Source organism: Olivibacter sitiensis DSM 17696 (assembly GCF_000427965.1).
Taxonomy (GTDB): Bacteria; Bacteroidota; Bacteroidia; order Sphingobacteriales; family Sphingobacteriaceae; genus Olivibacter; species Olivibacter sitiensis.
Map to the genome: position 1 here is coordinate 151526 of NZ_ATZA01000001.1, position 20236 is coordinate 171761.

The 20236-nt window shown below is 45.8% G+C and carries 13 protein-coding genes; 6 read left to right on the forward strand and 7 right to left on the reverse strand.

Going from position 1 to position 20236, the window contains the following annotated elements; all coding sequences use genetic code 11:
• Window positions 1-72 precede the first annotated feature (72 nt).
• The 3 genes from A37S_RS0100695 (at window position 73) to A37S_RS0100705 (ending at window position 5191) form a co-directional block, all read left to right on the forward strand.
• The gene (locus A37S_RS0100695; protein WP_028295334.1) at window positions 73-3111 is read left to right on the forward strand and encodes a SusC/RagA family TonB-linked outer membrane protein; all 3039 of its coding nucleotides are present in this window, start codon (window positions 73-75) and stop codon (window positions 3109-3111) included.
• Window positions 3112-3125: 14 nt separating this feature from the next.
• Entirely contained in the window at window positions 3126-4700 is a 1575-nt protein-coding gene (locus A37S_RS0100700) for a SusD/RagB family nutrient-binding outer membrane lipoprotein (protein WP_028295335.1), read from the forward strand.
• A gap of 131 nt (window positions 4701-4831) precedes the next feature.
• Entirely contained in the window at window positions 4832-5191 is a 360-nt protein-coding gene (locus A37S_RS0100705; RefSeq protein ID WP_028295336.1) for a CoA-binding protein, read from the forward strand.
• 86 nt (window positions 5192-5277) lie between these two features.
• Here the strand turns inward: A37S_RS0100705 and A37S_RS0100710 are convergent, their stop codons facing one another.
• Both A37S_RS0100710 and upp read right to left on the reverse strand, forming a co-directional pair.
• Window positions 5278-5988 carry a YjjG family noncanonical pyrimidine nucleotidase gene (locus tag A37S_RS0100710; RefSeq protein WP_028295337.1) on the reverse strand — a complete coding sequence of 237 codons (711 nt, stop codon included), beginning with the start codon at window positions 5986-5988 and terminating at the stop codon, window positions 5278-5280.
• A 20-nt stretch (window positions 5989-6008) separates the two neighbouring features.
• Window positions 6009-6659, reverse strand: coding sequence for a uracil phosphoribosyltransferase (gene upp / locus A37S_RS0100715; RefSeq protein ID WP_028295338.1), 651 nt, complete (start codon window positions 6657-6659; stop codon window positions 6009-6011).
• Window positions 6660-6876: 217 nt separating this feature from the next.
• On the opposite strand from upp, the gene uvrB reads away from it, so the two are divergent.
• Window positions 6877-8910, forward strand: a complete 2034-nt coding sequence (gene uvrB, locus A37S_RS0100725) for an excinuclease ABC subunit UvrB (protein WP_028295339.1) — start codon at window positions 6877-6879, stop codon at window positions 8908-8910.
• A gap of 181 nt (window positions 8911-9091) precedes the next feature.
• Here uvrB and hisS read toward each other — a convergent pair whose 3' ends face one another.
• A complete protein-coding gene (hisS, locus tag A37S_RS0100730; protein ID WP_028295340.1) occupies window positions 9092-10465 on the reverse strand; it encodes a histidine--tRNA ligase in 1374 nt (457 codons plus the stop codon).
• Window positions 10466-10589: 124 nt separating this feature from the next.
• On the opposite strand from hisS, the gene A37S_RS0100735 reads away from it, so the two are divergent.
• Window positions 10590-11102 carry a DUF2911 domain-containing protein gene (locus A37S_RS0100735; RefSeq protein WP_036600768.1) on the forward strand — a complete coding sequence of 171 codons (513 nt, stop codon included), beginning with the start codon at window positions 10590-10592 and terminating at the stop codon, window positions 11100-11102.
• Between the two features lie 73 nt (window positions 11103-11175).
• Here A37S_RS0100735 and A37S_RS0100740 read toward each other — a convergent pair whose 3' ends face one another.
• Window positions 11176-11709 carry a 5' nucleotidase, NT5C type gene (locus A37S_RS0100740; RefSeq protein WP_036600769.1) on the reverse strand — a complete coding sequence of 178 codons (534 nt, stop codon included), beginning with the start codon at window positions 11707-11709 and terminating at the stop codon, window positions 11176-11178.
• A gap of 451 nt (window positions 11710-12160) precedes the next feature.
• Between A37S_RS0100740 and A37S_RS0100745 the strand changes: the two genes are divergently transcribed.
• Entirely contained in the window at window positions 12161-12634 is a 474-nt protein-coding gene (locus A37S_RS0100745; protein WP_028295343.1) for an Lrp/AsnC ligand binding domain-containing protein, read from the forward strand.
• 104 nt (window positions 12635-12738) lie between these two features.
• Here the strand turns inward: A37S_RS0100745 and A37S_RS0100750 are convergent, their stop codons facing one another.
• From A37S_RS0100750 to A37S_RS0100760, 3 genes are all read right to left on the reverse strand, one after another.
• Window positions 12739-13725, reverse strand: a complete 987-nt coding sequence (locus tag A37S_RS0100750; protein WP_036600771.1) for a pyruvate dehydrogenase complex E1 component subunit beta — start codon at window positions 13723-13725, stop codon at window positions 12739-12741.
• A gap of 114 nt (window positions 13726-13839) precedes the next feature.
• Entirely contained in the window at window positions 13840-16731 is a 2892-nt protein-coding gene (locus A37S_RS23100) for a PD-(D/E)XK nuclease family protein (protein WP_051292614.1), read from the reverse strand.
• A gap of 35 nt (window positions 16732-16766) precedes the next feature.
• Window positions 16767-20144, reverse strand: coding sequence for a UvrD-helicase domain-containing protein (locus A37S_RS0100760; RefSeq protein ID WP_028295345.1), 3378 nt, complete (start codon window positions 20142-20144; stop codon window positions 16767-16769).
• Between the last annotated feature and the right edge of the window lie 92 nt (window positions 20145-20236).

Here is a 20236-nt window from a genome sequence, read left to right on the forward strand (position 1 = left end):
AACTAAATGCTAATGAAGAAAAAAACCAACATCTAACAAAATCCTTAAAACAATCCTAAAACATTATTTAACATGAAGAAAACATTACTATTAGCTTTATTGATGGTATGGGCTATGTATGGAGCTATGGCCCAAAATAAAGTTACTGGTGTCGTACGCGACACACTAAACGCTCCGCTACCCGGTGTATCTATAAGGATAAAAGGTTCTGCTCAAGGAACCACCACCGATGTGAATGGCCAATTTACACTTACTGTAGACCCCAATGCCACACTTAGATTTACATATACAGGTTTTGTGGCTCAGGAAGTTCCCTTAAACGGTAGAACTACCTTAAATGTGATTTTACAAGAAGATACGAATGAGCTCAATGAAGTGGTCGTAACAGCCTTAGGTATCAAAAAGGAAAGAAAGGCTTTAGGCTACTCGGTAACTGAAGTACAAGGGGAGGGCCTCACTCAAGCAAGGGAAACCAATGTGATGAATTCCTTAGCGGGAAAGGTTGCGGGCTTGAACATTACCGCAGGTGCTGGAGGCCCAGGTGCGTCCAACAATGTGCTAATCCGTGGGGTTTCTACCATTAGTTCAACCGCAAATTCACAGCCATTATATGTAATAAATGGTGTCCCCATGGAAAATACGAGGGGGGCGCAACCTGGTGGGCAGTGGGATAACGCGCCAGATTTGGGCGATGCGGTCGGCAATATTAATCCAGATGATATCGAGTCCATCTCGGTATTAAAGGGAGCAGCGGCCTCTGCCCTATATGGCTATCGTGCTAAAGCGGGCGTGATCATGATAACTACTAAAAGCGGCAAAGGAAACGGGATTGAGTTCAATTCCAATTTCGTAGGAGAGCAGGTCATGGATTTGACGGATTGGCAATATGTCTATGGACAGGGGTCGAACAATATAAAGCCCGTGTCGGCAACTGCGGCAGGACAATCTGGTGGTTCTAGCTGGGGAGGACTGTTGGACGGCTCTTTAGTGCCTCAGTTTGACGGGGTGGAACGACCTTATTCTGCTGTAACAGATAATTTGAGTAAATTCTATCGCACAGGAAATAACTGGACAAACACAGTAACTCTGAATAGAAGTTTTACCGGTGGAGCTATTCGCTTGTCTGCTAGTAATATGGATAACCTTTCCGTGGTGCCAAACTCTTCTTTAGATAGAAATACCTTCAATTTAGCTGGAACATTCGATCCGATCAATAACCTTAAGATCGATGCGCGGGTGAATTATATTATAGAGAAAGCTAGAAACAGATCGATGCTTTCCGACGGTGCAGGTAACGCTAACTATCAAGTTATGTTTTTGCCAACCAGTTTGGATGTCAATACCTTGAAACCGGGATGGAACCCAGATGGAAGCGAATTGGCATTCAACACAGGAAACTCCTGGGCAACGAACCCTTGGTTTGCCGCGGAGAAGTTCGTCAACGATACCGACCGAGAAAGGTTAATATCTTCCATCACGGCTAGATACGATTTTGCAGGAGCTTATTATATTCAGGGTAGGGTAGGTAGAGATCACTATAATGATACCTATACCAATGTAGTTCCAACGGGTACGGCTTATAGGCCCAATGGTTCGATGTCCCTTACCAACACGAGCTTTACGGATATGAATGCAGACGTTTTGCTGGGAGGGACATTCACTGCATCCGATTTTTCTTTTGCTCCAGCTATTGGCGCTGCCTATCGGAATACGCACACCATTGCCACCACAAATAATGGCAATGATTTCAACGTGCCTTTTGTCTATAATATTCCCAACCTGAGGAATAAGGGCTTTGCTTATACAGACACACAGTTCGAGGTGCAGTCTCTATATGGAAACGTTGAAGTGTCCTATAAAGACCTTATATACCTTACTGGATCCATCCGAAGCGATTGGTTTTCTACCTTGGCAACTCCAGGGGTCAACAATAAACTGAATACGGTTTACCCAGGTGTAAACACATCCTTTGTTTTTTCTGAGCTATGGAAACCGTCTTTCTTGGATTTTGGAAAGCTGCGTCTAGGCTATGCCGAAGTAGGTCAGGCTACCGATCCTTATCAAACCCAATTGGCGTATAGCTTCCTAAGCGGAACGATTGGGGGGAATGCTTTGGGGTCTATAAGCAACTCGACTATTCCAAATGCGAGCCTCGTCGCTTCTTCTGCTTCTGAATTTGAAATTGGTACGGAACTTACCCTATTTAACAACCTACTTTCCTTAGACGCTACTTGGTATAATAAGATATCTGACGGGGAAATTATTCCAGTGACAACCTCTACTACAACTGGCTATACTGGAGCCGTCCTAAATAGTGGTTCTATGAGAAATAGGGGATTTGAGGCATTGGTGACCGCACGTATTGTTCGCGATGGAAAATTCAACTGGACTACTTCATTAAATGGGTCGGTCAACAGCAACGTGATACTCGAAATGGCGGAGGGCACTGACGCCTTGCCTATGGGAGTGTCTCGTACAGGGGTTGGCTTTATTCAGCATCTCGAAGGGCTTCCTGCTTTTCAGATATTGGCATATGACTATAAATACGATGAAAATGGCAACATTCAGTATTTAGAGAGCGGTATTCCCGACAGGGGAGAATTAACGCCACAAGGATCCGCCATTCCTAAGTGGACCGCGGGTTGGAACAATGAATTCAGCTATAAAAAAGTGAATCTTTCGTTTTTGCTGGAAGGAAAATGGGGAGCCAAAATCTATTCTGGAACGGATTATTATGGTTATTTTAACGGGCTTCATAAGGCTACCTTGGAAAATAGAGAAGGAAATTTTGCGCCAGCAGGAAGCAATACGGTTACGGAGGCATCTTCCTATTATTCAAATTTGGTGCAGAACGTATCCAGCTTGAACGTTGAAAGTGCCGACTTCATAAAAGTACGTCAGATCATATTGGGCTATACCTTCGGTTCTCTGTTTGACTCTAAGATAAAGTCGGTAAATATCAGTGCAGTAGCCCGCAACCCGTTCATATTAATGCGTAAAACAGACAACATAGATCCTGAAGGTGGTTACTCTTCCGCTATTCCAGGAATCGAACTAGGAGGTATACCGCCTGTGCGTTCCTTTGGTGTCAATCTGAATGTTAAATTTTAAGTAGAAGAAACATCATGAAAAAAAATATAAAATCCATCTTGATGGCGGGAGTCTCAACATTGCTAATGACGACTTCTTGCACTAAGGATTTTGTGGAAATCAACACAAATCCAATAGCTTATTCATCCAATAACTTTAATCCGAATTTCGTGCTGACTACCGCGCAGCTGACCTATGCGGGAAGTACGGACTTTGCTTACGATACGTGGAGAGCGAATCTCATATATTCTTCTACCATGATTCAAGGGTTGGCCGCTTTGTCCTCCTACTGGGCGGGAGATAAATACATGTTGACCCCCTGGTATACCTCGGCTTATTGGGAAAGGGCTTACGACGAACAAATTAAGCGAATAGTGGACGTGGTTGAATCTACCAGAGGGAAAGAAGAATATAACAATGTTCACCAAGTGGCAAGAATATGGAAGGCCCTGGCATTTGAGCGTATTACGGACCTCTATGGTGACGTGCCTTATTCGGAGGCGGGTATGGGTTACTATTCCAGCATTCTATATCCCAAGTTTGATAGCCAGCAATTTATTTATCAAGATATTCTGAAAGAACTGGATGAGGCCGTGGTTGCCCTAGATGCTTCGGGCGATGCTTTGACAGGAGATTTAGTGTACGCGGGCGATATTAACAAATGGAAGAGATTTGGTTACACCCTGATGTTGCGAGCTGCCATGCGCTTGACAAAGGTCGATGAAACTACCGCTAGAACTTATGTAGAAAAAGCATTGAACAATACATTTCAAGGCAATGACGACAACGCTAAAATTATTCATGATATTACTGGTGGTAGAGAAACACAAAATAGAAATAGTCAAACCTTTTTGGACGGTGGACAAGAACACTACTATGTAAGGTGGTCAAAGACCTTTATAGATTTCCTAAAGGCGACCAACGATCCAAGGTTAAAAGTAGCTGTGACTAATTTGTATCCCACTACCTCAACGGTGCAAAATGCCGCTTTCGTTACAAATGCCGCAGCGCAAAAAGGATTGCCAAACGGAAAAGACCTGAGCGGCGTTGCTGGACGCGACGTTTCTTCAGACCCTGATTATACCACGATTGGCGATTATTCCCAGCCGCACCCTGCCATGATAGAACGAGATGCTCCTACCTTTGTGCTTACCTACGCCGAGTCCGAACTGTTGTTGGCTGAGGCAGCATTAAAATGGGGAATCGGAGGAAGTGCTGCCGAACATTATAAAAATGGTGTAAAGGCTTCCATCACTTACTTAAGCCAATGGGGAAGCGCCCTGACGGTAAGCGAGACAGAGGCTGAAGCTTTTGCCAATGCACATCCTTTGGTTATAGCCAGCGGGCCGCAACAGATTGCGGAGCAGTATTGGGTACAAACCTGTACGTCATTTAATTTTTATGAGGCTTGGTCCAATTGGCGAAGAACGGGATTTCCCGAATTGACGCCAGTGAACTACGTCAATAATGCAACTAACGGTACCATACCGAGAAGGTTCCCTTATCCAACGGCAGAGGAATCTACCAATCCCGAAAACTACAGAGCAGCTTCTGCTGCGGTTTCTGGTGGCGACTTGCTCACGGGAAGAGTATGGTGGGATGCTCAATAAATAGTAAACGCTAACAATGCTTCGATAACGGGATAGGGCTGATGCCTTATCCCGTTTTTAATTGTGCGCTATTTTGATCGCATGTTTTTCGGCACACTTGTTGCCATTTGTTCATCCAAAGATAAAGAAAGATGAAGAAAACCATGATCATAGGGGCTACGCCCAACCCTTCCCGTTATGCTTATCTGGCCGCTCATCGACTAAAATCATATGGACATGAAATTGTGAATATTGGGATTAAAATGGGCGAGCTTGCCGGTGTGCCTATAGAAAAAGCTGCCGATGCTCCCACCGATATCGATACCGTTACCTTATATATTGGGCCGCAGACCCAACCTGAATATTACGACTACATCATGGCCGTACATCCCAAGCGGATTATCTTTAATCCTGGCACGGAAAATCCGGAATTGGAACGTTTGGCACAACAAGCTGGTATTGAAACATTGGAGGCCTGTACCCTGGTGCTTTTGGGGACGGGGCAGTATTGACCGAGTTGCAAGTAATATGTTCTAAGTTATAATATTTCCAGCTGCTTTGGGCAGCTAATAAATGGGTTTACAACTTGTAACTTTTATTAAAACCACTCTTTCAACTCTTTCAACTGTTGGATGCTGTAGGGTATGTCAGCTGGTTTTTCCAGGGCATTGGGATTGAAGAATATGGCGTCCATGCCGAAATTCATGGCGCCACGTACATCGGCTTCCAGGCTATCGCCTATCATGATGCTATCCGTTTTGCTGCCCTTTGCACCGGCCAGGGAATGGTCGTATATCTTGGGATTGGGTTTGTGTACGCCTACTACCTCGCTGATGATGACCTGATGGAAGTAGGGCTTTAGATTACTCTTGGCCAGCTTGGTTTCCACTGCTTCCTTAAATCCGTTGGAGATGAGGTGAAGGGTGTATCTCTCTTGGAGATAGGCCAATGTTTCATAGGCCCCTGGAAATAGGTGCGTCTTATGAGGACATATACGAAGGTAGTCTTCCTCAAAGGCTTGAGGAAAACTCGCAGGATCTATTCCCAATTCGGTAAAAGTATCGGCAAATCGCGCGCGGCGCAATTCTGTTTTGTCTATCAAACCATTGTGGTACATGGCCCATACGCGCTGGTTATTTCGGTTATATGTTTCTATAAACAGGTCGGAAGAAGCAATACCCAGTCTTTCGAATTGGTAATCGACGAAAAGCTCGGACAGGGTTTCTGCGGCGTTTCTGTCAAAATCCCAAATGGTGTGATCGAGATCGAAGAAAAGGTGTTTCTTTTTCTGGAAACGTGTGGTATCCATTTATCTTACCTGTTTTGTTGCTAGTTGCTGAGTTTGCTGCCATAGGCCAAGTCGCCGGCATCTCCCAGACCCGGTACAATGTAGGACTTGCTGGTCAGTTCACTATCAATGGCACCAATCCATAGCTTGGCGCGGGGAAGATATGCCTTTACATGCGCTATTCCCTCCTCGCTGGCTATGGCCGAGACAATGTGTAGCTCTTTGAGGGCGTATTCGCCAAGTAGTTCCTTGCAGGTGAGTACAATGCTTCTTCCGGTGGCCAGCATAGGGTCGGCCATGATGACGATACGGTCATTTAAATCCGGACTGGTCATGTATTCCTTTTTTATCTCAAACTCACCACTTTTCTTGGTTTTGCGATAGGCGCCAATAAATCCGCAGTCTGCTTGGTCAAAAACGTTGAGCAGGCCTTGGTGTAGTGGCAAACCCGCCCGAATGATCGTCATTAAAACGGGTTGTTCAGCCAATAGAGCACATTCGGCAATACCGAGGGGAGTTTCTATCTCCACATCCTCGTATGGCAGGTGTTTGCTGATTTCATAGGCGAAAAGCTCACCTAGACGTTCTAGGTTACGCCTGAACCGCATACGGTCTTGCTGAACTTCAACATTGCGCATTTCCGCAATGTAATGGTTAGCTATGCTGTCTGTTTGTGATAGGATGAATGGCATATGGCAAAATTGCTAATTATTAAATGAATAATGAAATATCGGTGAATGAATATCCGTACATTGATGTGGCAAATGGAAAACAGGGAATGCGTATCTTTGTTTTGTAACAGTTGAGCGTTATGTGTTGTGAGTTGTGCGCTGTTTCCGAGAATGCGCTATTGCAAATTGGGAAGTTATCTACTCGTAACAGGCAACTGACAACTGACAACTTTTTTTTATGAACTTCAAATTAACATCAGAGTATATTCCTACTGGCGATCAGCCGCAAGCTATCAAGGAATTGGTAGAGGGAGTGAAAGCCGGCGAACACTATCAAACCTTACTTGGAGTGACGGGATCGGGCAAGACTTTCACTGTTGCGAATGTTATCGAGCAAACTCAAAAGCCCACATTGATTCTTAGCCACAATAAGACATTGGCTGCACAGTTGTATGGCGAAATGAAACAGTTCTTTCCGGAAAACGCGGTGAATTACTTCGTGTCCTATTACGACTATTACCAGCCAGAGGCCTATATCGCTACGTCAAACACCTATATCGAAAAGGATTTGCAGATCAATGATGAAATTGAAAAGTTGAGGTTGAAGACCACATCGGCACTGATGTCCGGTAGAAGGGACGTCATTGTGGTATCTTCTATTTCCTGTATTTACGGTATGGGGAACCCTGAGGATTTCTCGCGTTCCATATTCCGATTTTCCGTGGGTACGGTTATTAGTCGCAATGCTTTTTTGCACAGGTTGGTGGAGATATTGTATGCACGTACTACTGCCGAGTTCAAGAGGGGAACCTTTCGCGTAAAGGGGGATACGGTAGACATTTTCCCGGCATATATGGATGAAGCTTACCGCGTCAGTTTTTTTGGCGATGAGATTGAGGAGCTGAGTGTGATCGACCCCGTTTCTGGCGCAACTCTTGAAAAGATGGAACATATGGCACTTTTTCCTGCCAATCTTTTTGTGACGCCGCGAGAAAAATTTCTCCAGTCCATATGGGGCATACAGGAAGAGCTGGAGCAGCGAAAGACCCAACTGGTAAATGAAGGAAAGATGCTGGAGGCAAAGCGCCTGGAGGAGCGGACTAACTTTGATCTGGAAATGATGCGTGAGCTGGGCTATTGCAGCGGTATAGAAAACTACTCTCGCTTTTTTGACGGTAGAAAGCCTGGGATGCGTCCTTTCTGCCTCCTGGACTATTTCCCGGACGACTATCTAATGGTGATCGATGAAAGTCACGTGACGGTGCCCCAGATCAGGGCGATGTATGGTGGGGACCGATCTCGCAAAATCTCGTTGGTAGAATACGGCTTCCGATTGCCTGCAGCGCTTGACAACAGGCCGCTTAATTTTCCCGAGTTTGAATCTTTGGCGCCCCAGACTATTTATGTAAGTGCTACTCCTAGCGATTATGAGCTGCAAAAAACCGAGGGAGTTGTTGTGGAACAGGTGATACGTCCTACGGGCTTGCTGGATCCTGTCATTGAGATACGACCGGTCATCAATCAGGTGGATGACTTGCTGGATGAAGTGGATACCGTGACGAAACAGGGTGGCCGTGTCTTGGTGACTACGCTGACAAAACGCATGTCTGAGGAATTGACTAAGTATATGGCTCGTTTAGGGATTAAAGTACGATATATCCACTCCGAAATAAAGACGTTAGAGCGCGTGGAAATCTTGCGCGGGCTGCGCCTTGGAGAATTTGACGTATTGGTGGGCATCAACTTGTTGCGTGAAGGCTTAGATCTGCCGGAGGTAACCTTGGTGGCTATTCTAGATGCTGACAAGGAAGGTTTTTTGCGTTCCCAGACTTCGCTTATACAGACTATTGGTAGGGCGGCCCGGAACGATAAGGGAAGGGTTATCATGTATGCAGATACCATAACCGATAGCATGCGGTTGACAATTGAAGAAACCAACAGGCGTAGGGAAAAGCAGATCAAATACAACGAGGAACATGGTATAGTGCCACGTACGGTGGGCAAATCAAAGGAAGCTATTATGGAGCAGACCTCGGTGGCCGATTTCAAATCCAGACCAGCGAAGGCCTATGTGGATCCCGAGCCGGAGGCTACTGTAGCTGCCGACCCTGTGGTGCAATATATGACAAAGCCGCAAATGCAGAAGGCGATAGATGCTGTGCGTAAGGAGATGGAAAAGGCTGCCAAAGAAATGGACTTCTTGCAGGCAGCGAGGCTGAGGGATCAGATGTTTGCTTTGGAGAAGACTATGCAAGAAAAATTTAAAAAATAAAAATATTGATAGTCAGCTTCTTGTGTGTTTTTTCCTGTTTTTTTAATGTGAATTTTGTGCGATGCGTAATAATCTGCCTACATGAGGCGTTATTTATACAGATTTAGGTTGATTGAAAAACATAAGTTTTTGCCCAGCATCCCCAACGCTGGGTTTTTTTATGCCCAAAAAGTTGAAGTGTTTATCTCAGTCGTTCAACGATGGCACTCAACTCCAGTGATTGCTGATCTCCCGTAGCCATATCTTTTAAGGTCAATAAGCCACCTGTCATTTCTTGTTCCCCTATCAAGATAACGTAAGGGATACCTTTGGCATCGGCATAGCTCATCTGCTTTTTCAGTTTGGAAGCGTTGGGGTATAGCTCACTGCTGATGCCCGCTTGACGCAGTTGCTGCACTATTGGCAGAGCATATTGCTGAGCAGTAGTGTCAAAATTGCTGATGAGCACTTTCGTTCCCTGTTGAGCGCTTTTGGGAAAAAGCTGCAATTCTTCCAGGACATCGTAAATGCGGTCTGCGCCAAAGGAGATACCAACCCCCGTGAGTCCCTTGAGGCCGAACATGCCGGTAAGGTCATCGTATCGGCCGCCTCCGCCTATGCTGCCCATTTGCACTTCGTTGGTCTTTACCTCAAATATACATCCTGTGTAATAATTCAGACCCCGTGCCAAGGTGATATCTAGTTCAACTAGGTGGCCTGCGCCTGAATCCATGGCTTGCACATATGCTAATACCTCTTCTATCTCGGCAATTCCCTGTAGTCCGATTTCGGTTGGGGCCAAAGTTTTCTTCAGCGAGCTCACCTTTTCGGTGATGTTGCCACTTAAGGTAATAACTGGGTACAATTTCTCAAGATCTGCTGGTGTAAATCCTCTTTCCAGCAACTCTTTGTTGACTCCCTCCAGACCTATCTTGTCCAGTTTGTCTATGGCCACGGTCATTTCTATCAGCAATTCGGGCTTGCCGATAAGAGCTGCAATGCCTGCTAATATCTTTCGGTTGTTTAGCTTTATGGTGAAGTCTTTCAATCCTAATTTACCTAAAGCCTCTTTATAAATAAGCACAAATTCGGCCTCATTAAGCAGGCTTTCGGATCCTACAACATCCACATCGCACTGATAAAATTCACGGTAGCGGCCTTTTTGCGGTCTGTCTGCTCGCCATACCGGCTGTACCTGAAAACGCTTGAAAGGAAGGGCGATATCGTTTTGATGCATTACGACGTAGCGGGCAAAGGGCACCGTGAGGTCATAGCGCAGCGCTTTTTCGCTGATTAGAGGAGTAAGCGCGTTTGAGTTTCTTTCCATCAGTTTATCTTCGGAAACCTTTGACAGAAAATCGCCGGAATTGAGGATCTTGAAAATTAGTTTATCTCCTTCTTCGCCATATTTTCCTGTAAGCGTCTGAAGGTTTTCAAAGGAAGGGGTCTGTATTTCCTGATAGCCGTAGCGACGAAATACGTCCTTGATGGTATCGAATATATAGTTTCTTTTCTCCATTTCGGCGGGCGAAAAATCGCGTGTGCCTTTTGCCAATGACGGTTTTATCTGTGCCATGGCGCAAAGGTAACAAATATGGGGATTGAGTAATAGGGGGATGAGAAGACAAGAATGAAAATTTTCTTGCTTTGATCAGGTGCTTTTTGCTATATTAGGCTGTTGAACCATTAAATCCAGTTCTATGAAAAAGTATCTATTGTTGTTTTGCCTCTGCACGGTTGGTAGTATGGTCTTTGCACAGGGCCAGCGTCAGCGCCAGAGTCCGCATGATACCATTGCCACTACCTTGGCAGACAAGGCGGAATTGACCATTACCTATGGCCGGCCCTATATAAAAGGGCGTCAATTGGGGGTAGAAATTGCTCCTGTGGGAATAGTATGGCGTGTCGGTGCCGATGAAGCCACTACCTTTACCTTTAGCAAGGATGTGTTGGTAAATGATAAACCGTTGCCGGCGGGCGTCTATAGCCTGCACGCCATTCCAGGAGAGTATAACACTACGATTATATTCAACAAGGAATGGCAGAAATGGGGCCTGAAATACGATGAATCGCAGGATGCACTAAGAGTGGAAGCTCCCGTTCAATCCAGCGACAAGTTTTATGAACAATTTACGATTGAGGTGACCAACGATGGCACCGTGAAGCTCCTGTGGGGCGATTTTAGCATTCCGTTTAAGATAAAAACACAGTAATAAGCGGTAAGTAGTAGGTTAATAAGTTGTACATGCCTCAGCTAGCACTATTAAAACTTACTACTTACTTCTTTTAAAGTAGCTTTTCTCCTACTTCTTCCCAGCTATTTACTCTTTCATACTCCTCCAATAAAACATTGTGGGGAGAAGTAAATAATAATGGACGTTCTATATGCTCAGAGAAATTTTTGGCTCTATCGTCAATCAATACGTCCGATACAATGATTTTTCTTCCCGTGAAAAGAATGTTGGTCCAGGGGATAAAAGGAAAATGTTCTTCCAGCCAACTATACTTGTCCAGAAAAGAGTTTTTGAACTCCATAGCCGCCGATACGATGAAAAGATCATATTTCTTGTTTAGCTCTGGTACGATGTTCAATGCACCCCTCATTACTGGTACATCGCGAAAGAAACCTGGCTCATTGACATATTTTTTCCAGTGATCGCCTATTTCTTTGGGCATGTTTTCAAATATTTCGGTGCCAGGTTTTTGCTTGAGATCTAGAGGGATTCCAAAATCTCTATTGAATAGGGTAAGAAATTTGGCGTGGGTGTCTGCAAGGACTTCGTCCATGTCTATGGCAAGGCGTCTTTTTTTATCGTTCATGTTTCAAACCTAGTATAAATAGCGAAAATATGCAATCTCGATTACTAGGTATTGACATTTTATTGTATAAAATTCAATTTTTTGACATGTTGCATGCCTATAATTGATAAAATTATAAATCTTATTGTTAGTTTTGCGAAACAAGTAGGATTATTGTTTTTAGTATAATCGTTTGGTCAAGATATGGTAAAAAGAAGAAGCTCCTTTGGGAGAGGAGCTTCAACGCTAACCAATTATAAACCTATATTAAACTGAGGGGCGAATCTAGAAACAAGCTTTCTACTTGTTTGTATTTAAAAGAGGATAATTTTGTTTTTAATGTTTTATTCCCTTTTGTTTGATACAAAATTAAAAAAAAATTACATTACTTGTTAAAATTGTGTAAATATTTTTTTATTTTTATCAAAAAAGGCTGAAAGTTATTTTGTAATTACTATTTATTAAAAAAAATATGGAAAAAAAGTCACAATTTTTAGAACTTGATAACCTAGATATTCAGATATTATCTATTCTGATGGAAGATGCTTCCGTTCCTTATACTGAAATAGCAAAAAGACTTGTAGTTTCTGGGGGTACTATTCATGTAAGAATGAAGAAAATGGAAGAATTGGGTGTAATACGTGGTTCAAAGCTGTTAATTTATCCTCAATCCATCGGTTTTGACATCTGTGCCTTCCTCGGAATCTATTTGGAGAAGGGATCGCAGTACAAAACAGCGGTAGAACAGCTCAAATTGGTGAAAGAAGTAGTCGAATTGCATTATTGTACTGGACAATACAGCATGTTTGCGAAAATTATCTGTAGGGACACTAACCATCTTAGGCACGTGTTGAATGAGGAGATCCAAGCAATAAAGGGTATAGCTCGCACAGAGACCATTATTTCTCTGGAGGAAAGCATACAACGTCAAATCAGTTTGGTGTAATTATTCGTCATCTGTGGTTTATTCTGCAGCCTAATAGAAACAAGAAAAGCCATTTGTATTAATTACAAATGGCTTTTCTTGTTTATGTGGTGTTGTAACGTTCTTTACTTGGCGTAAGTTACTTGCTTCACCGCGTCTATTACTTTCTTTTTGCTAGGCAGTGCCGCTTCTATCAATGTAGGCGCATAAGGAAGGGGCACGTCTGCAGACGTTACGCGGATAACGGGAGCGTCCAAATAGTCGAAGGCAATTTTCTGCACATGGAACGCAATTTCCGCAGAAATGGAGGCCAAAGGCCATGCTTCCTCTACTACCACTAGCCTGTTGGTTTTTTTGACAGATTCTACTATTGCTGCATAGTCTATTGGGCGAACGGTGCGCAGGTCGATAAGTTCTACCGATAGACCATCCTTTTGCAATTCCTCTACGGCTGGAATCACCACCCTAGGCAACATTTTGCCAAAGGAAACGATGGTCACATCCGTTCCTTCTTGGATGGTATGTGCCTTGCCCAGCTCTAGGTAATATTCTTCTTCCGGCACTTCACCTTTGTCACCGTACATGACTTCAGATTCCATAAAGATAACCGGATCGGGATCTATTATAGATTGCTTCAAAAGACCCTTGGCATCATGGGGATTGGAAGGAACTACCACTTTGAGTCCAGGGGTATTGGCATACCAGTTTTCGAAATTTTGCGAGTGCTGAGCACCCAACTGGCCGGCGTTGCCCGTAGGCCCCCTAAAGACAATGGGAACGGAATATTGGCCACCGCTCATGCTTTTTATCTTGGCAGCGCCATTGATGATTTGGTCTATAGCAACCAGTGAGAAGTTGAAGGTCATAAATTCCACGATGGGGCGCAGCCCTTGCATGGCAGCTCCGATACCAATACCCGCAAAACCCAATTCTGCGATAGGTGTGTCGATGATGCGCTTGGCGCTGAATTCTTCCAACATTCCTTGGCTCACTTTATAAGCGCCGTTGTATTCAGCCACCTCTTCGCCCATCAGGAAAATATTCTCATCCTTGCGCATTTCCTCGCTCATGGCTTCGCGAAGCGCTTCTCTGAACTGTATTACTCTACTCATTATATATCAGTGATAATTGTCTTAAATTTTGTACGCAAACCTAAACAAAAAAGGTGAAAAGTTAAAACCTTCTGCACGCCACCATAGACCTAAGGAAAAAAATGACTTTTTTATTTAATCTTCTTGCCGTAAAGCATGGTATGATAAGAACTCGCTATAGGCATCGGCATACTTTAGATCTACTTCCGCCCTATGATAAAAGGGGACTTCCTTGTTGAATATCTCCTCTAGGGTAATACGTAGCCGCGCTAGGAAATCTACTTTGGTTTCGGACAGGAAGTCGCCCGCGAGCACTTGCTGCTGTCGCTGTCTTTTCGTATAGAAGAGCGACCCCTCTTTCCTCATCCTACGCACGGCATAGAGATGTGGTTCCACCCCTTGTTTTGTTTTTGCCCGCTCATATATATAGGTGTAGTATAAGGTCTGCAAGAGGGCCTTGTTGCTTTTTCCACTGCTATAGTCAAAAAGCTCTTCCATGCTGGTAAACTGCAATTCATCGGCGCCTGATTTATAGTCGACTATGCGCAATGTGCCATCTTTCTCGTCTATGCGGTCTATGATGCCGTATAGTTTCACATGGCGCAATTGCCCTGCCACGGTGATGGGAAACAGCACGGTATAGTCTTCCTTGTTCTCCAGTTCGACAATGCGAAATGGCGCTGTCTCTATGTCCTTTTCCAAGAAAATGGAAACATAGTCTTGTACGATGCGCAAGATGATCGTCTCCATGCTTTTCGTTCCCTGGGTGTCCAGCCTCCTGCGGTCCCCGTAAAAAACATGGGATAGAGCTTGTAGCGATAGTCGTGGCACATCGGCTTTTTTGGCGATGATGCGCTCTGCGCTAATGTAAGGGTCCTCGTTTTTCAAATCCTCATAAAACCATTGCATCACCTCGTGCAGCACGGAGCCTATTTTGTTCAGCTCAAACTCTTCCGACAGCTTCTCCGGTTCTTTCAGCTTGGCTATGTTTTTCAGGAAGAACAGCAAGGGCGACTGGATGTAGTTCGTGAAGGCCGTGGCGGAGAGCCCCGGTCTGGAGGGATTGGCATCATCCAGATAGGTTGCCAAGGCATCCCATACACGTCCACTTTTGGCTATTTCCAGGGGATGGCTTTCCACAATGCCCTGTACCGGTTGTTGCTGCGTGAGGTATTGAAACTTAAAAGGGCTTTCAAAGGCCAGTTGTTGGATGAATCTGCTGGGTTCTCCCGTGCTTTGCTCGTCCACCTGGCTGTTGTAGACAATAGTAATATGCTCTGCCCTTTGCAGCAATCGATAAAATAGGTAGGCCGAAAGTGCATCCTGATTTTCCAGGACAGGAAGGCCATGTGCTTTCCGGAGCGAATAAGGGATGAAAGAAGGTGATGCGCTGATGCGAGGCAATATCCCTTCATTGGCACCCAGGATATAGATATGCTGAAAATCCAGGTTACGGCTTTCCAGTAGCCCCATGACCTGCACCCCCGAGAGCGGGTCTCCCTCGATGCCTGCGCGGATGCCCATCAGGCTGTTGCGGATCAATCGTAGTACGAATTGCATGTCCATCGTACCATAGCGTTTGAGGTTGTCGGCCAGCTGGATTAACCTTTTTATGACTTCGGCAATAATGGCCGCTTCCGTGTGGGTCAGCAACGCTTGTTGCCTTCTATGGGAAAAAAGCTGTCGTAGCACGGCAACCAATTGGGCCATGGCCGTTTCCGCATCGGTCAATGGGGAGAAAAATTGAGCTATTTCTCCCCCAAGTGCCAGCAGTGCCTGCAAGGGAACCTGCAGCCATTTGTTCTCCACACATTTGCTTTTCAGGTTTTCCTCTTCGGCAAAAGGCCGGTGCATAGGATGGGACAGATAGAGGTGCAGGTGCTGATAAGGAACTTCATGCCTTTTGTTCCTTATGGCCTGCTCGTGATGGGTGATCCACAGGTCGACCAGACCGAATACGGGTGACTGCATGACGGGAAAGCCCATGGTAATGTTGGGGTCGATTTCTTTGGGTAGGCTCTGCAGCACGGGCAATAGCAGTTTTTCATCCGCCAATAGAACGGCTGCATTTCCTCCCAACATGTCCCTTTCTTCCTGAATTAGGCCGGCAAGCGCCTTTGCCTGCGCGGAAAAACCGTTGGCCTTCACGATTTTTAGCGTATTACTCTTGTTGGAAATGAAATCCGTATTGCCGGTATGGGCATTGCGCAAGCCCAATCGGTCTATGTTGTGACGAAGAAAATAGCCCGCTTCTTGTTTTACGTCATTCAGGTAGTACACATCGCTATCGAAATAGAAAGAAGCCAATCCTTCCTTCTGCCAATGGCTGAATAGTGTAGCTTCCGATTTGTTCAAGGCGTTGAAGCCAATGAAAAGTACCTGGTGAAATTGCCCTAGAAACTCGTTTTGCTCCTTATTGCCTTCGGCCAGTGAACGGTACATTCCCGCCAGGGTACCTTTGTTCTGTGCTTGCAAGTTGGTTTTGAACCGCTCGTACAATTGGGGCAGTATCTGCCAAAGCTCCAAAAAACGTTCTTGGATATAATGCTGCCGCTCGCTGTTGAAAGAGGACCAGAACTGCTGCATGACGGCCATTTGTTCTTCCGAGAAATGAGGGAACTGCTGTTGGAAGAGTGCTATGTCGTACAATTGGCTATAGACCTCGTCCACATGGGCCATTTCATAATCTATCTGCGCAAAATCGCTCAATATGGTTTCTGCCAGCGGATAAAAACGGTCTGGGCTGCTCTCTTCACGGCCTAAGGAGGCCATGATGCCATTGTACTCATGGAGTAAGGCAAAAAATTGGCTAAGATCATCGGCAGGCTCCGTAGGTGAAGCCGCAGCGATAAACTCCTGTATGGTGAAAAAAGAGGGGCTCCATATGGCCTTGCCAGCATCTTGAGCCAAGTATTTTCTGAGGTAGACTTCCGGTCGTTTATTGTTGAAGACAATGGCAACTCTGTCCAATTGCCGTTCATAGCGTTTGATTATATCCTGTGAAACTTCTTTCAAAAATGGAAGCATATGTTTTGCTTTGAATTTTACGTTGGTTGGTTTTTTTAAACGACCTCATTAAGCCCGTCTATGTAGGCATAGAACAAAAAGGCCTTTACATTGGGATAGCCCATGCTCGACAACATATGGCGGTATGCCCCTACCTGGGATTGGTGCTCTGGACTTTTCATGGCCGTAAATTTGAAATCGAGTACAATGGTTTCCGTTTCGCCGATGAACACCTTGTCCGGGCGAAGCACCTGGCCATCAGGACTGATGATGCTTTGTTCGCTCAATGTTTTATAGGGGCCGTTCCATATTCGATCTAAGGCCGCATCTTGCAATAGCTTTTGCGCCTCCTGCACTAATTCTTCTGTGGCGGAACTATCGATGAGACCTTCGTATTGCATCGCGGATACCTGATGGGGCAAATCATCTATATGGGCCACCCGAGAGAGCAATTCGTGGAGCTGTAATCCCTTTCGAACATGCTCGTCCTGTTCCCCCAGAGCAAGCAGTTCGGGTTTTATGTTGCGGTTGCTAAGGGCCTCGTGCAGTATCTGCGAACTGGGATAATCGTTGAAACGCCAGAGCCATTCATCGTCTCGGCCTTCAGGATGCGGCCAAGCGCGAATATGCCTTTCTTCCCGCTGGGTAGCGATTGGCAACGGCTTTTCCTCTTTGTTGGAGATTACTGATGGCTCATCAAAAGCGGGATAATACACATCGTCCTGCAAGGCAACGGGCAGCTCGTAGCCGTAGTCGCGCAGTACCTGGCGCAAGAGGTCGGCCACCAAGTGATCGCTATCTTTCCCCTCGGCCACATTGGGTGCGCTGATATAAAGTTCCTCGCGCGTACGCGTAGTGGCCACGTACAGCAGGTTGAGGGCATCCATATAGTTGAAGAGCATTTCCTCGTAATAGTCTTGGTAGCGGCTGGATCGTCCAACGGTGCCATTGTATTTGACGGGTGCCCTATTCAGGAGCCCGTACGGCGTATCTTGGATATCGATCCAGAAATTGCCATTGAGCATACCGTCCAGCTCCCAAAAGCAGTAGGGAATCATTACTACGTCAAAGGCCAGGCCTTTGGATTTGTGGATGGTCATGATTTCGATGGCGTTGCCCCCTTCGTTGGCCGGCAGCGACTTGCGGATGCCATCTTCTTCCCAAAATGAGAGAAAGGCGCTGATGCCCTTTTCCCCGAAATTGGAAAACTCGGCAATGAGATCTCGAAAGGCCAGCAGGTAGGGCACGTGTCGTTCTTCTGCATGCAGTCCAAAGACATGGATGAGCGATTCGGTCAATTCGGACAAAGGCAATTGTTGCCAGTCATCCCAATGCGCGATCAGTGCCGCAGGCAATGTCCTTGCCCATCGTGCGGTGTCACTTTTGGTCATGTCCATCCATATGTCTGGTGTTGGTATGGTGGTTTCAGCAAACAGTTGGTGATAGAGGTAAACCACATTGGCCCGATAGATAGCCGCCTCTTTGCTATCTGTGGTCATGGCATAAAAGACGTTCAGCAAAAGCCGGATGGCCTTGCTGTTTGCCAAGCTCAGCGCATCGCCCGATATGACGTCAAAGCGCTCTTCGATAGGCAGGCTTTCCTGTAAAAGTAAAAGATAATCTATGATTTCCCGTGCTTCCTTGTTGTTGCGTACCAAGATGCCTATTTGGCCGGGTCTATAGCGCCCAGACCTTAGCCAATCCCGGATGGTGCCGGAAAGTTTTTCCAATGCCAGTTGCTTGCAGCTGTTGGCCCGTGCCTTGGGATGATTGGATTGGGGTTCGAGAAAATGGACTTCCACTTTTCCTCCTTGTCGCTTTGCTGCAAGCTGTGGGGGCACCTGCTGCTCGCTGCCCGCATAAGACTCGACGATGATGTGGTCATATCCCTTGGCTTGCCACCAGTGCCGGTATAGTTCTTCGGATAATTCCACCGCCACCTTGTCGTTTATCTTGCGTTGCAACCAGGCAGGAGCATGGCGAAACAGGAAGTTGTTAAAAGCAATAATATGGGCCTTGCTTCGGTAGTTTTCCAAAAGATTGCTCTGTTGGATATAATGGTTTCCCAAGTCCGTGATGACCCCTTGTTTGAGGATGCGCCAGTCGCCATTGCGCCAGCGGTAGATGCTCTGCTTGATGTCGCCTACGATGAGGTGGCTTGCCATGTGCTCCATGGGCTCCTGCTCTGCCAGTTCATTGGCCAATAAGGGGCTCAGGTTTGTCCATTGGGCGGCGGAGGTATCCTGAAATTCGTCGAACAGGAAATACTTGAACCGGTTGCTCACTTTCTCCCATAAAAAAGAGGGGTTTGCCCCTTGTTTTTCGTTCAGCTCACTCAGCAAAGCTTGGGCATCGCTGATGAGCAGGGTGCTGTTCTCCGATCGGTAATCGGCCAGCAGGCCACTCATCTCCTTTAATAATCTCAGGTAGTAGATGTTGTCCGCAATAGCTTTTGCCAGAAAGTAATCCGGAGATTCTTCTTGGTAATAGGCAACGATCTGCTTCAGGAGCGGGGTGATCCGCGCATAGGCACTTTCCATATGGGGCGGCAGTCCCTCTTTATGCCATTTTTCCGGCGTATCTACATATTCCGCTATCTTAGCCATGCGATCGGCATCTTCCGGATCGGAAAACCTGATTTTCGGGATCAGGTTTCGCGACTTGCCCAACAGGTCATCCGTTCTAAGTCCCGATAGGTCAACTGCTTCCCCGACTTGTGCAAACAACTCCCTCAAGTGCTGTTCGAACTGATCGAGCTTCTCGCTACTGTATTTGTCCAAGGTTTCAAAAAGCTGCTTCTTGTCCTGTTCGGAAAGCAGATTAATGGCCTTATCGAAGGGCTGGAAACGTTCCTTGAACAGCTCATTGGCCAGCTGGCGCAGTACGTTCGTGTAGTTCCAGTTATTATCGCGCTCTATTTGCTTTTGCGCATAATCGATGATCCATTGGAGCAGGTCTTCCCTTTCATCCAGCAGGGCATTGAGCCGTACTACGAGGTCGTTCTTCACCTTTTCGGTGTTCATCTCCAGGCGGTAGGAAGCGCTGAGACCAAGTTCGAAGCTGAAGCTACGGATGATGCGCTGCACAAAGCCATCGATGGTGCTTATAGCAAATCGGCCATAGTCGTGCAAGATATCTCTATACAGCTGGGATGCCCTTGGCGCTATTTCTTCCGATGGGAGAGCAGGGTAACGTGTCTGTAGGATATCTTTATAGGCAGATGCCTTTTCATCGCCCATGGCCAGGAATTTCAGTATCTCGAGTATGCGCGATTTCATCTCTGCCGTGGCCTTGTTGGTAAAGGTGACGGCCAGTATTTCGGAAAAGCGCACCCCCGGAGCAAACAAAAGGCATATGTAGTGAGCCGTAAGACTGAAGGTCTTGCCGGAACCGGCAGAAGCTTTGACAATGTTTACGGGTAGTGTTTTTGGCATGGTAAAAGAAAAGCTACTGAAAATTTAGTAAATTTCGCAAAATTTATTGGTTGGAGAAAATTTCCGACATATTGAAAGAATCGATTATGATT